Annotated in this window: 13 protein-coding genes; 10 read left to right on the forward strand and 3 right to left on the reverse strand. The window is 48.6% G+C overall.

Translation table 11 applies throughout. From position 1 onward, the window contains the following. Window positions 1-105 precede the first annotated feature (105 nt). The 3 genes from gatC (at window position 106) to gatB (ending at window position 3,436) form a co-directional block, all read left to right on the forward strand. Entirely contained in the window at window positions 106-393 is a 288-nt protein-coding gene (gene gatC, locus ACO6UX_RS15990; protein ID WP_209203311.1) for an Asp-tRNA(Asn)/Glu-tRNA(Gln) amidotransferase subunit GatC, read from the forward strand. Between the two features lie 131 nt (window positions 394-524). Continuing rightward, window positions 525-1,976: an Asp-tRNA(Asn)/Glu-tRNA(Gln) amidotransferase subunit GatA gene (gene gatA, locus ACO6UX_RS15995; protein WP_422449249.1), complete on the forward strand. Its 1,452-nt coding sequence runs from the start codon at window positions 525-527 to the stop codon at window positions 1,974-1,976. Between the two features lie 11 nt (window positions 1,977-1,987). After that, on the forward strand, window positions 1,988-3,436 hold the full coding sequence (gatB, locus tag ACO6UX_RS16000; protein WP_422449251.1) for an Asp-tRNA(Asn)/Glu-tRNA(Gln) amidotransferase subunit GatB: 1,449 nt from the start codon (window positions 1,988-1,990) through the stop codon (window positions 3,434-3,436). A gap of 193 nt (window positions 3,437-3,629) precedes the next feature. Here the strand turns inward: gatB and nhaD are convergent, their stop codons facing one another. After that, window positions 3,630-5,021 (reverse strand): sodium:proton antiporter NhaD, encoded by a 1,392-nt coding sequence (gene nhaD, locus ACO6UX_RS16005; RefSeq protein ID WP_422449571.1) that lies wholly within the window; start codon window positions 5,019-5,021, stop codon window positions 3,630-3,632. A gap of 300 nt (window positions 5,022-5,321) precedes the next feature. Here nhaD and ACO6UX_RS16010 point away from each other — a divergent pair, with 300 nt between their 5' ends. Further along, the gene (locus ACO6UX_RS16010; protein WP_422449253.1) at window positions 5,322-5,822 is read left to right on the forward strand and encodes an aminoacyl-tRNA deacylase; all 501 of its coding nucleotides are present in this window, start codon (window positions 5,322-5,324) and stop codon (window positions 5,820-5,822) included. 89 nt (window positions 5,823-5,911) lie between these two features. Here ACO6UX_RS16010 and ACO6UX_RS16015 read toward each other — a convergent pair whose 3' ends face one another. Then, entirely contained in the window at window positions 5,912-6,880 is a 969-nt protein-coding gene (locus ACO6UX_RS16015) for a pentapeptide repeat-containing protein (protein ID WP_422449572.1), read from the reverse strand. 281 nt (window positions 6,881-7,161) lie between these two features. Between ACO6UX_RS16015 and ACO6UX_RS16020 the strand changes: the two genes are divergently transcribed. The 6 genes from ACO6UX_RS16020 (at window position 7,162) to ACO6UX_RS16045 (ending at window position 13,183) form a co-directional block, all read left to right on the forward strand. Then, window positions 7,162-7,602: a DUF1499 domain-containing protein gene (locus tag ACO6UX_RS16020; RefSeq protein WP_269673429.1), complete on the forward strand. Its 441-nt coding sequence runs from the start codon at window positions 7,162-7,164 to the stop codon at window positions 7,600-7,602. A gap of 147 nt (window positions 7,603-7,749) precedes the next feature. Beyond that, on the forward strand, window positions 7,750-8,094 hold the full coding sequence (locus tag ACO6UX_RS16025) for an ArsC family reductase (protein ID WP_422449255.1): 345 nt from the start codon (window positions 7,750-7,752) through the stop codon (window positions 8,092-8,094). Between the two features lie 30 nt (window positions 8,095-8,124). Continuing rightward, window positions 8,125-9,162, forward strand: a complete 1,038-nt coding sequence (gene dapD, locus ACO6UX_RS16030) for a 2,3,4,5-tetrahydropyridine-2,6-dicarboxylate N-succinyltransferase (protein WP_422449257.1) — start codon at window positions 8,125-8,127, stop codon at window positions 9,160-9,162. A gap of 113 nt (window positions 9,163-9,275) precedes the next feature. After that, entirely contained in the window at window positions 9,276-9,854 is a 579-nt protein-coding gene (locus ACO6UX_RS16035) for a lysophospholipid acyltransferase family protein (protein ID WP_209203321.1), read from the forward strand. Window positions 9,855-10,019: 165 nt separating this feature from the next. Further along, window positions 10,020-12,260, forward strand: a complete 2,241-nt coding sequence (locus ACO6UX_RS16040; RefSeq protein ID WP_422449259.1) for a hypothetical protein — start codon at window positions 10,020-10,022, stop codon at window positions 12,258-12,260. Window positions 12,261-12,439: 179 nt separating this feature from the next. Beyond that, entirely contained in the window at window positions 12,440-13,183 is a 744-nt protein-coding gene (locus ACO6UX_RS16045; protein WP_422449261.1) for an NYN domain-containing protein, read from the forward strand. An 84-nt stretch (window positions 13,184-13,267) separates the two neighbouring features. Here the strand turns inward: ACO6UX_RS16045 and ACO6UX_RS16050 are convergent, their stop codons facing one another. Next, on the reverse strand, window positions 13,268-14,005 hold the full coding sequence (locus tag ACO6UX_RS16050) for a GNAT family N-acetyltransferase (RefSeq protein WP_422449263.1): 738 nt from the start codon (window positions 14,003-14,005) through the stop codon (window positions 13,268-13,270). Window positions 14,006-14,020 lie beyond the last annotated feature (15 nt).

A 14,020-nucleotide genomic window follows, 5' to 3' on the forward strand; every position in this document is an offset into this window, starting at 1 on the left:
ATCATCCCATAGATCACCCGATAAATCCTTGAGAAATAGGTGGGCAGCCCATACATTAGCTTCTTATTTATTTGATTGTTATTCATTTATGGAGAACCATTACCAATGGCCATCGACGCCTCTGGAGTTAAAAAGGTTGCAAAACTTGCACGTCTGTCCATTGACGACGATGCAGTGGAAGTAACCGCTGCCACCATCAGCAGCATACTGGAACTGGTCGATAGCATGCAGGCCGTTGATACACAGGGCGTGGAACCCCTGGCACACCCTCTGGATGCCATCCAGCGCCTGCGCCCTGACCAGGTCACCGAAGAAAACCAGCGAGAGCAATTACAGGGCTGCGCACCTGCCGTTGAAGAAGGCCTCTTTCTGGTTCCCCGTGTTATTGAGTAATACGTCAGAAAATATTGCAGCAGTGATCGTGGTAGAAACGCCGAAAAGGCATTATTTTCATAATAACTGCTCTGAGTCCGGTAGAAGCTGAGCCTCTTCTATACCATACGTCTTCCAACCGAACGAATCCCATGTACGATAAAACCATTGCAGAACAGAGCCGGGCATTAGCCAGTGGCGAAATATCCAGTGTCGAGTTGACACAAACCTACCTTGACCGAATCAGGCAGTTCGATGGTGACATCAACAGCTTTATTACGGTGACTGAAACGTTAGCCCTGGAACAGGCAGCCGCCGCCGACCAGTGCCTTGCGGCGGGCGATGCCCACGCCATGACCGGCATTCCCGTTGCCCATAAAGACCTGTTCTGCACACAAGGCGTAAAAACCTCCTGTGGTTCAAAAATGCTGGACAACTTTATTGCCCCTTATGAGTCCACCGTCACCGGCAAATTCAGGGATGCCGGTGCCGTTATGCTGGGCAAAACCAATATGGATGAGTTTGCCATGGGCTCTTCCAATGAAAACAGCCATTATGGCCCGGTCAAAAACCCATGGGACAAATCCGCCATCCCCGGCGGCTCCTCCGGCGGTTCTGCCGCAGCTGTAGCAGCCCAGCTGGCAGCTGGCGCTACCGGCACGGATACCGGCGGGTCCATTCGCCAGCCTGCCTCACACTGCGGCATTACCGGACTGAAGCCAACCTATGGCCGGGTTTCCCGCTGGGGTATGGTAGCCTACGCATCAAGCCTTGATCAGGCTGGCCCGATGACCCGCTCCGCTGAAGATGCCGCCATTATGCTGAACACCATGGCGGGCTTTGATAACCGGGACTCCACCTGTCTTGACCATGAAGTACCGGACTACACGGCAACACTGAATGACTCCCTGGAAGGCCTGACCATTGGGCTGCCAAAAGAGTACTTCGCGGCCGGACTGGACAGTGAAGTGGAACAACAGATCCGCAATGCCATTGCCGAATATGAAAAGCTCGGTGCAAACGTCAAGGAGGTCAGCCTGCCTAATGCCAGGCTGTGCATTCCTGCCTACTACGTGATTGCCCCGGCAGAAGCTTCTTCCAACCTGTCCCGCTTTGACGGCGTGCGTTTCGGGCATCGCTGCGAAGACCCGAAAGACTTGATGGATCTCTACATTCGCAGCCGCAGCGAAGGGTTTGGTGAAGAAGTCAAACGTCGTATTATTGTGGGTACCTATGCCCTCTCGGCTGGCTACTACGACGCCTATTACCGCAAGGCCCAGCAGATCCGTCGCCTGATCCGGGATGACTTCCTCAACGCCTTTAAAGAGTGTGATGTCATCATGGGCCCTAACGCCCCGACATCCGCCTTTGACATTGGCTCCATGAGCAATGATCCGGTCGCCATGTACCTCTCGGATATCTATACACTGTCGGTTAACCTGGCAGGCCTGCCCGGATTATCTGTTCCTGCTGGAATGGCAAACCAGCGCCCGGTCGGCCTGCAGATCATTGGTCAGCACTTTGATGAAGCCCGTCTGTTGAATATTGGCCACCGCTTCCAGCAGGCAACCGACTGGCACCAGAAATCTCCGGCATTGGTTTAGGACACAGTAATATGCAATGGGAAACCGTTATCGGACTGGAGATTCACGTCCAGCTCGCCACCAGAACCAAAATATTCTCCGGTGCATCCACCGCTTTTGGTGCCGCACCTAACACCCAGGCCTGTGCGGTAGACCTTGGTCTGCCCGGCATCCTGCCCGTGGTTAACGAAGAAGCGATCAATATGGCCATTAAGTTTGGCCTGGGCATTGATGCCGACATCAACAAGGTGAATGTTTTCGAGCGTAAAAACTATTTCTACCCGGATCTGCCAAAAGGCTACCAGACCACCCAGCTGGAAAAGCCAATAGTGGGCGCTGGTCATGTGGATATCACACTGGCGGATGGCTCCACTAAAAGCATTCGCATCCACCATGCCCACCTGGAAGAAGATGCAGGAAAAAGCCTGCACGAAGACTTTCATGGTATGTCAGGGATTGACCTGAACCGTGCTGGCACTCCCCTGATTGAGATTGTCACAGAACCTGATATCCGCAATGCAGAGGAAGCTGTGGCCTTTGCCAAAAAGCTGCACTCCATTGTCACTACACTGGGCATCTGCGATGGCGATATGTCCCAGGGTTCCATGCGGTTTGATGTTAACGTCTCCGTTCGCCCTAAAGGACAACAAGAGTTCGGTACCCGCACAGAAACCAAAAACCTGAACTCCTTCAAGTTTATGGAGGCGGCCATCCTCAAAGAGGTAGAGCGCCAGATCGACCTGATTGAAGATGGCGGCACCGTTATCCAGGAGACCCGTCTCTATAACGGTGATACCGGCGAAGCCCGCTCCATGCGCAGCAAAGAAGAAGCGAACGATTACCGTTACTTCCCCTGCCCTGACCTGCTGCCGGTTATTATTGACGACAGCCGTCTTGAAAAACTGAAGGCTGAAATGCCAGAAATGCCAGATGCCAAAAAAGCACGTTTTATCGCTGATTTTGGCCTGAGCGATTACGATGCCGAAATACTTTCCGCTGACCAGGGGACTGCGAATTACTTTGAAGCCACCGTCCGTGCCAGTGATGATGCCAAACTGTCTGCCAACTGGATTATGGGAGAACTGTCCAGATCCCTGAATCAGAACAGCATTGCCATCAGCGCAAGTCCGGTGACTGCCGATATGCTCGGCGGCCTGATCAAGCGCATCAAAGACAACACCATCTCCGGCAAAATCGCCAAAGAGGTCTTTGAAGTACTCTGGCAGGGTGAGTGCAGCACGGCCGATGCAGTCATCGAGAAAAAAGGCCTCAAGCAGGTGACCGATACCGGTGCCATTGAAGCCATGATTGATGACGTTCTGGCCAACAATGCCCAGCAGGTTGAGAATTATCGTGCGGCTGAGGAAGACAAGCGCGGAAAAATGATCGGTTTCTTTGTGGGTCAGTGCATGAAAGCGTCCAAAGGCAAGGCCAACCCCGGCCTGGTTAACCAGATTCTGAAACAGAAACTGGACGGCTAACCGTAGCTCTCAGGGTAGACATTAGCACCAGGGGAAGTCGCTAATGTCTATTTAACAAGGCAACATCCATCAAAACAGCCCCTCTCACCTCCGTCTGTAATTGATCACCTGTTAACCAGAATACGACAGATGACAATGAAGGGCTGGATTTCCAAACCCTTCAGCTGGCCTAACGTTTTTAACTGATTCTAGATCAGCTATTAACCAGGAAGTGGGCCCAGATACTGGCCGCATACCCCAGGGCAATGGCCCAACTCCAGCGGAGATGGGTCATAAAGGTGTAGCCACCTTTCGATGTCCCCATCAAGGCAACGCCAGCAGCGGAGCCGATGGATAACAGGCTGCCACCCACACCTGCGGTCAGCGTTATCAATAACCACTGGAAGGCGTCCATTTCAGGATCCATTCCGAGGATGGCAAACATCACCGGAATGTTATCGACAATGGCAGAGATTATACCGGCGATGATATTAGTCCACGTTGCCCCGAGATCGGCATACATGGTTTCCGAGGCAAGGTCGAGATAACCGAGATAGCGCAGGCCACCCACCGAGAAGATGACACCAAAGAAGAACAGCAGCGTATCCCATTCGGCATGGGCCACTTCCTGAAAGATATCGATTTTATCCTCTTTGGCCCGGGGACGTGCTGTCAACCGGCGGTTACTGGTCAGCCCCTGAATTTGCATGATATAGGTATAGAGCATCAACAGGGCAAGACCTGTCATCATCCCCATAAATGGTGGCAGACCCAGCACTTTCTCAAAACTTACCGCCAGGAAGATGGTCACCAGGAAAAGCAGGCAGATGGCAATACCACCACGACGAATGGTGCTATCCACTCGCACACCGGCCGGACGCCCTTGCTCAACGAAAAAGCTCATAATGATGGCCGGTACCAGATAATTAACCACCGACGGTATAAAGAGGCTGAAAAAGGTAAAGAACTCAAGCTTACCTGCCTGCCAAACCATCAGAGTGGTAATATCTCCAAAGGGGCTGAAAGCACCACCGGCATTGGCAGCAACCACCACATTGATCATGGCCAGGGTAGTAAACGCTGGCCTGCCTTCACCTACGGCCATAATCACCGCGCCCATCAACAGCGCAGTGGTAAGATTGTCAGCCACCGGAGAAATAAAGAACGCCATAGCGCCGGTTATCCAGAAAAGACTTCGGTAATTAAAGCCCTTGCTGATCAGCCAGCTGCGTAACGTGGCAAACACCTGCCGGTCTTCCATGGCATTAATGTAGGTCATGGCCACCAGCAGAAAGAGGAACATCGCCGCATACTCTTCCAGATCATGCATAACGGCCTGTTTGAGCTCTTCGTGGGAAACGCCCTTCTGTGTAGCAATAAAAGCAATCAGTGCCCAGATGATTCCCGCCGCCATAATCACCGGTTTGGACTTACGCAGATGAAGCTGCTCTTCGGCCATCACCAGGCAGTAGGCAATTACAAAAATGGCAATGCAGGCCCAGGCTAACGGGCTGGATGTTACCCCCAGCACACTATCGCCAGCCAGAGCGGTGGTCGGCAGGCAGGCTAGCGCTCCCATTGACAGGCGTCTTTTCATTATTATCATCATAACTTCGTCCCACAGGCTCAATCTGAAGCCAGTGCTAAATTGGTAAATTTAAAGATCGCGAAGGATACCTATACCGAAAGCAGAGTGCAAAAAAGCATCAAATAAAAGCAGCATTACGCAGTGGCAGGATAAACAGGCAAGACGATACGAAAGCAAATAGCGATATGAAAAAAAAGTTATTAATACTTTTTTAGCTTAAAAACCGCTTTATATTGAACAATCTTTCAACAAGTTTGCGTATAGACTTTATAGACAGATGTTCAATATTTCCGAGAATGATTTTTGCGAGAGTGTCTGATGTCAATCGCTCTAAAACTCCAGGCTTTTTTAAATCATAATCAGGTAGATTATGAAGTGGTCAGTCACCCTTATTCAGACCGTGCACTCAACACCGCCCATGTCGCCTGCGTTCCCGTTAAACATATGGCTAAAGCCATCGTTCTTCAGGATGAGGAAGGTCATGTAATGGCTATCGTTCCCTCCATGAACAAATTAATGCTGCGCTGGATAAACACAAAACTGAATCGTCATCTTCATCTGGTCAGCGAACACAGCCTTGAGGAGCTGTTCCCAGACTGCGAAATGGGAGCAGTACCGGCAATGGGCATCGCCTATGGCATGAAAACCTGTTGGGATGATGAGCTCAACGCCGTCCAGGATCTTTACTTCCAGGGAGGTAATCACCGGGAACTGGTGCATATTCAAAGAGAACAGTTTAAAAAGTTGCTACAGGGCCAGCCACACGCCGCCATCAGCTGTGATCCGGATGAAGCGGAGGCTTATGCAACGGACAACTAAGGAATTGAGCCTGAATAATTTCCTTTTTTGCCACAGAGGAAAAGCTTTTTGCTTTTCTCCGTGTCTCTGTGACTCCGTGGCAATCTCTTTTAGCGGATCATCTTCTTTACAAACAAGACAACAAAAAGCGCCAGGGAAAAGCTGCCGGTGAATGCTTCACAGGCAGCAACAATCCGGGACAGCCCCAGCGGGGTCAAGTCACCGTAGCCAAGGGTGGTAAACGTCACCACGCTGAAATAAAGACAATCAAGCCAATACCGGAGGTTCTGGAACAGATCCTGGTTCTGGCTGAACCGGATAACCGTATCACCACCCTGAACCCCGGTGAACAGATAGAGGAAAGAGCAGAACACAATCAAAGCCACGGAAAAAAGCACCACTCGCAGCGGTGATTCACCATAGCCACTGATCCTGTCAACCAGGTAAGAAAGCACCCGTTGCCGCGAGCATTTTGGCATCTGCAACCGATGGAAGACCCTTTCCCGATAATAAAAATGACCGGCCTCCCTCATCATGCCGAGGTTTTCACAATGTCGGCGAATGTTTCTGGCAGACTCTTCCGCTTCTTCAAATAACGCCATGGCATTTTCAGGATGGGCGGCAGCTTCCTGCTCCTGATAAAGCTTATCCCCCCACGTCACATGATCCAGCAGACTATTGTTCAGATTCACACCCAGCAGATTACAGCCTTCAAGATTTGCCCTATGCAGATTGGCATTGGAAAGATCTGCTTTTAACAGTCGGGAACCCGATAAATCCACACGATAAAAATGCCCATTACAGAGGCTGGCCCTGCTCAAATCGCAGTTAACCAGTTGATATGGCTTACCACCACCGTGGTTCACCAGGTTAACGTTGTCCAGATTAGCCCTGCGGAGAATAAATCCTTCCATGGGCAGCCCGGTTGCGGCCCTCTTTTCCAGCCTCACTTTTACCTCATCTCCGGTTTTATCCACATCAGGATCATGCCAGAAGCAAAGCTGGCTGCCTGACTCCGCCACATCTTTGCAACGACCATATTGTCCGAAAAAAGAGCACTGATGCTCGGTCTTCTGCACCTGATTCAAACCCCGGGCCCTGTATTCTGACGACAGTTTCTGCTGAAAACCATCATCTTCCCTGCTGTGCTGACTATATCGGCCCGCTGATTATGGTATTTACATCGCCGGTGACTTTACAGACAGCAAACTTTTCAACACACTGAGCACTTCTCTGATCAATGTGGGACACTCCATGAAAATTCTGTTTGTACACTCCGCCCACGATAAACCGGGGTCTATGGGTGAAAAAACGTGGAGCCATATATTTCACCACCATCTGCAAGAAGGAACCAACAACAATGAATAAATCCGCCCACTACATCCTGCCTTTACTGTTATTACTTTCCAGCCATTGGCTACACGCTGACGTCCCGGAACTTACCTGCCCTGAAAGCCCGAATTGCGTCAGCAGCCTCGCTTCTGGCAAACAGAATATTGCCGCCCTTTCCTTTGATCAGTCTGATACCCAGGGGATCAAGAAAAAACTGTTAGCCACTTTGCAGAACTGGCCCAATGCAGAGATTCTCAGCAGTAATGACCAGATCATTATTACGGTGTTCACCACCCCCTGGCTGAAGTTCAAGGACGACCTGATAATGATTATTCGTCCGAACGGCACGGTTGATGTGCGCTCATCCTCTCGCGTCGGCTATTACGATTTCGGTACCAATCGCCGTCGTATCGAAAAGTTAAGAGCAGCGCTTGGTGATAAAACCAGCACGGATGCAGAGTCGAAATAAGGCCCGATACTCGTTTATAGACCAGCCACCTAGGCAAACACCTCCAGAAGCGTGTAAGCTTTGCTCGTTTTTTTGCGGCCCTTACTGAGCGTTTCAACCTCAGTTTGTACAACGCATAGCTTATGGAAGCTCACAACAGGAGGCACGGTGGTCACCCTATACGGCATACCAAACTGCGACACCATAAAGAAAGCACGCCGCTGGCTGGAAGGTGCTGGTATTGAATATCACTTTCATGACTACAGGAAAGATGGCCTGTTGAAAGACATGATCGAACAGTGGGCCAATGAACTGGGCTGGGAGGCCCTGTTAAACCGCCGGGGAACCACCTGGCGGCAGCTTCCGGAAGAAGAAAAAGCCGCCATTAATGCAGAGCGGGCAATCACCCTGATGCTGGAGCAACCCGCCATGATCAAGCGCCCGTTACTGGATACGGGCAGCCAGAAGTTGCTGGGCTTTTCCGAAGAACAATACCGCAACTTGCTGGCATAACAGACGTTCTGATTAATTGAAGGAATGAAAATGAGCAAACCGCATTTCAGTCTGGCCATTGGTGTCGGCAGCAAAAACCGGAACGACCAGTGGCTGGAAGTATTTTACCCAAAACCTATTCTCAATCCAGCACCTGAGCTGCTGGAGAGTATTGCCAAACTGGTTGGTTACCAGGGTGGCAATACGTTTATTGAGCTTGACAGCAAAACCCTGCACGCACTGGAAGACCTGTTTGTCGATATCGAACAAACTGAATTGGCTGCCATCACCCGAAGCCTGGAAGAAAGTGTACAACCCCGTGTGATCACTATTCTGGCAACCGATGAAGCACCCACCAGCACCCCCGAGGCTTATCTCAAGCTGCACCTGCTGTCACATCGTCTGGTCAAGCCACACGGCACCAACCTTCAGGGCATTTTCCCACTGCTGCCAAATGTTGCCTGGACCAGTGAAGGCGCAATCGACCTGGAAGAACTGCCAGCCCGTCAGCTGGCGGCCCGGGCAGAAGGCCGGGTTCTGAGTGTCAACTCCGTGGATAAATTCCCGAAAATGACCGACTACGTTGTCCCTGCCGGTGTCCGCATTGCCCATACGGCCCGGGTTCGCCTGGGTGCTTATGTGGGTGAAGGCACCACCGTAATGCATGAAGGCTTTATCAACTTCAACGCCGGCACCGAAGGCAAGAGCATGATTGAAGGTCGTGTTTCTGCCGGTGTCATGGTGGGTGAGGGCTCTGATCTTGGTGGTGGCTGCAGCACCATGGGTACCCTGTCCGGCGGCAATGACATTGTGATCTGTGTCGGTGAAAACTGCCTGATCGGTGCCAATGCCGGCCTGGGCATTCCGCTGGGTGACCGCTGCATTATCGAAGCCGGCCTTTACCTGACGGCTGCCAGTAAGGTTCAGGTTCTTGATGATCAGAAAAATGTCGTTGAAGTCGTGAAAGCAGGAGATCTCTCAGGCAAGTCCGATCTGCTGTTCCGCAGAAACTCCCTGACCGGAGCCCTGGAATGCCTCACCAACAAATCAGCCATTGAGCTGAATGATGAGCTGCACTCCCACAATTAAGCCCGCAATGACTGTGTATTGAAAAAAGCGCGCTGAAGAAAGGGTAGCGCATACTTATAGCCCCGGTGCATAATACTGGGGCTATTTATTAAGATCAGGTTTAAATAATAATAATGCGTCATACGATTTTTGATACGCCTATCGTTAACAGCTGTTTTCGCTTCTTATCCCACCTTGGTCTGAAGCTATTCGGCTGGAAGCTGGAAGGCCAACGCCCAAATGCCCGGAAGTACGTTATTATCGCGGCACCCCATACCAGTAACTGGGACTTTATTCTGATCATTGCCTGTGCCTTCTGCTTTCGCATTAATATCTACTGGATGGGGAAAAACTCTCTGTTCAAGGGGCCCTTTGGCGGCATCATGACCTGGCTTGGGGGAATTCCGGTTGACCGCAGCAAAGCCAATGGTCTGGTTCAGCAAATGGTCGACACCTTCCACAACTCCACAGACCTGGCCGTTGCCATTCCTCCTGAAGGCACACGCAACAAGGTTCGTCAATGGAAAAGTGGTTTTTACCACGTCGCTCACGGTGCTGAAGTCCCCATTGCGCTGAGCTTCCTGGATTATAAAAAGAAGGTTGGCGGTTTTGGCCCTATGTTCTTTACTACAGGGGACTATGCGTCAGACCTGAAAAAAATTCAGGAATTTTATCAACCTATGACGGGCAAGAACCCGGAAAAGTTTGCTTAGGCCATCTATTCGTAGCTGCATACTGAAACCAGACAGCATGTAGCTATCATCTTTAGATGTATAACTTTCCACAAAATTTATAGAACCATGGAACTATTTAATAGTAAGAGCATCTAACCCCTATAAAACCCATATAAAAAAACCGGATAACCACTTAATTAAATCATGACCATTCCAGCACTACCAAACTCGACTGCAACAAAACATGCAACCTCTGAAAAAAGTCTATTCGAGATAAAAAAAGAAGAAAAAAAATTTTTACCAACCACTGAACAACGGCATGTTAGAAAACGTATCGCTTCGTTCAACACTATAGAAAATACCCAAAGTACCAGTAAGTTTTCCGTAGAGGCGTTTTTAACTGACTTACCAGAAGCCCTTAAAGTCGAATTAAACACAATTCAAAGGTTTTGCACCCTCAATAACAATCTCACAGAGATACTTAATGGTCATGGAATTTTTTATAACCGACTAATCATCTTATTGAAAAAAATAGATCTTACTATGACTGAAAATGGCTTTTCTAATAAACAAAAAACAAAGGTAGAGAAAAAAATAAATCTGTTATTGACAGATGGTAAATTAAATTTACTCAGTGATATCGGAAGAGAAATTAATCATCTGGAAGAATATTATGACACCGGAAGCTGGCTGCCTGCCCCTGAAGACATAACCTTTTTTGATCAAGATGGTGAAAACTGTGCTGCACAGCATCGTTCAGGTGATTTCTGCCCTGAATGGATGAAAAAAACTGAAATAGACCCTGACATTCCAGCATCAAAAGCAATGCTGGGTTACTGGAACTTCCGACATTCATCCAAAAATACCAAAAGAACTAAACTGACCGACCTTATTGTCAGTAAGATGGATCCCGTACTTTTCCGTTTTATGTGCAAACTTCGAAAATTAAAAGCCGCCTTACACAATCCAGCTGTTGGTACCCCCTGCTCACCACCGGGTTTAACCAGATTTCATATTGATGCCATCGTTGCACGTTTTGAATATGCAGATAAAGTAGCCAACAAACAAGCAAAGACCAATCCTGCCTTCAAGCTTTATTTCTGGGATCATCAAGGCCCTTGCACTGAAGAGCAGGAAAGCATGCAGCCATCAGAAACCGGTGAAGCTGCCAGGCAAACGTTAAATCGAATTGTCGAAGACAGCCCTAATACCTCTACCTGCCATGTTGTTAAAGAAGAAGACAACAAGCCTATCCAGAAAACCACAGGCCGTTCATTAAGAAAACGCAGCTCTTATCCAAACTACCAGGAAATTGTTGGTGATGAGCAACTGGCCTCGCCCAAAAAGAGAAAGAAAACAAGCACATTTTCATCGTCCTCTACAGCCAATAAATTTACCAGAATGGATAAGGAAAACTTATTAAAAGAAACAGGCATCCCGGCATTTGAAAAAATTATCAAATCAGTACTTGAGGAGAGAGAGAAAGAATTAATTCCGGATCCAACGTCTGCCCCTCTTGAAGAGAGTGTTGAAGCCAGCTATCACAGAGATCGTGCAGAAGTAATAGCTGCTCAGGATGAACTCAGCCGACTATATGACGCGTGCCGACAACACTTTGGAATAAACAAATCACTCTACAGGTTGGACACAAGTATAAAATCAGAATCAATCAAACCTGTAATAGTTAGAACTAATAATCCTCGTGTTGAAGTGGATATCCCGGAGCCCAATAAACCACCATATACAGATAAACCACCCACCCAAATGAGCGCTGCTGAAAGAACGCCCAATTTTTCTGAAGCTCAAAATGCCTTCATTAACATGATAGAAAAATCCAAAGAACTATCATTGAAACCTATAATAGAGCCTGAAAGACTCCGAGGTCATCCTGAAGACTTTGAATATGCCCCTAACTGGCAACCCTTATCCACAGTTTTGACATTTCCTATGCCTTTTTTGACAAAGCTCTTGGCAATAGAAGGTGATACAAACCCGGAAGCTACCATAAAATTAAAAGAGAAAGTACCGGAATTATTTGATGACATTAAAACGATCATACGTTTTTACCGGCATAATTCACATGTCTGGTGTCCGGATGTTGCCAGAGAAACGCTCAATCCGGTCATACAAAAAGTCCGGAAAGTTCAACACTGTTTCCCACAAATCATCAATGCTTTTGAAAACAGACAGCAAGATCTGCTTAAATCAAGCCATCGCACAACAGAAGACATCAACAGCGATGAAAATCAACTGAAAATGATTCAGGAAGCACTGGCAAAAACAGCTATAGTGCTGTCTGCATTTGAAGACTTCAGCGCACATTTAAAAACTGAAAAACAGCAAGAACTCTACCAACGTCTTTTAGAAACCTTAAAGGAATGGAGTGCCTGTATAAAAAATACCCCTGAGAGCCTGCTGCCAGCAGTTCGTGAACGGGGCAGTTAACAGAGTCGTCCCTGCCTGCCTCCCACACCGCGCAAGAAATGAAGGTGTGAGTCAGCGCTCTTCTGCACTGGTAACAACACCTTTCATCATTATTACAGCGGCGTATTTTTGCAAATTTTATCAAATCAGAGGACACTGTTGACATATAAACCAAGAATTATAAGTAGCAGGAAGTATCAATGGCAGAGTCTAACCAGAAGATCGCCCTCTTTATTGATGCGGATAATGCCCCCGCCAGAAAAATTGAGAAGATCCTCTCTGAAATGGCCAAGTATGGTGTCGTCAGTATCCGAAGAGCCTACGGCAACTGGAAGAGTCACACCATCAAAGGATGGGAGGAACAACTTCACGAATACGCGATCCAGCCAATCCAGCAGTTTGATTTAACCAAAGGCAAGAACGCCACCGATATGGCCATGACCATCGATGCTATGGATACGCTCTACACCAGGAACATGGACGCCTTTTGCATTGTCTCTTCTGACAGTGACTTTACACCACTGATCATGCGACTGCTCTCAGCAGGTAAAGTGGTGTACGGCTTTGGTGAACGAAAAGCCCCATCCCCTTTCGTGAATGCCTGCTCCCGCTTTCTCTACCTGGATGAGCCCGGTGATGATCCGGAAAAAGTCGCTGCAAACGATAAGAAAAGCGGCCATGAATTGAAAGCCGATACCAAACTGATGAACCTGATCCGCAATGCCATCGATACAGAGCAGGACGATGATGGCTGGGCCTACCTTGGAAGAATCGGTGCGGTCATCGCTAACCAGGCTTCCTTTGACCCACGAAATTACGGTTATAAAAAACTGGGCGATCTGATCAGGGCTGTAGACCTGTTTGAAACTCAGGTTATGGACAATAATCAGATGAGTGTCCGTGATAAGCGACGTGGTAACCATATCCACAATGGTGGTCATTAAGCGTGATGTGCAGCCTGAGAGGCTGCTCATCAGCACCGGCCAAGGCACCCTGGTTACCCAAAGGGGACGCTTTGCTATCCATCATCAAAGGGGCTTCGGCAGGGGTTTAGCATAAAAGTGTTTTATGGATTTCCCCTTCACAAATTGTTTCTCCAGGATACCTTCAAACTCAAATCCCAAACCGGTGAGTATCTTGACTGAACCCGTATTTTCTGGGGAGACTGTCGCCGTCAGCCACTCCAGAGGCAGAGATTTCCGGGTATTATCTGGCAACGCACAGGTGACTTTAAAGCCCTGCTTTTGATATTCCGGAGCAACACCATTCACCATTGCTGCAGCCGCTTGTTTACCGTAGCCTCTTTTCCAGTGTTGGTTATCAATCATAAAAGTCATCTCAGAGGATCCAGCTACTGTGTTGCCGACATATGCCTTATTGTTCTCTCCTGATTTGAAGCAGATGTGCCCTATAAATCGCTCAGGATCCTGCACCCCACTGACATCACGCTTAAAAATCGAAAACCCACTGAAAGGATTACCCTTTTTCCAATCATCACTCCATCTCTGCACTAGCCTTTCAGAGATGCTGTCTTCCCAAGGTTTGCCAGCACCGTAGTTTTTCATATTCTCAGCACATCTATGAAGCCGAATTGAATCATTAAGATCTGAAATCTCAACAGAACGAAGATGCAAATCATCGGTATAAATGTGGACAATCAGGCCCTGTTTCTCCTTTCCCGGGTCATCGTAAGAAGCCGGGTCAATACTGAGCTCAATAGAGCCACGGTAAGGATTGCCTGATGGGAATGAAATACTGCTGTTCATAATTTAATTTCTCCA

This window comes from Endozoicomonas sp. ALB091 (assembly GCF_049310265.1).
GTDB lineage: Bacteria > Pseudomonadota > Gammaproteobacteria > Pseudomonadales > Endozoicomonadaceae > Endozoicomonas.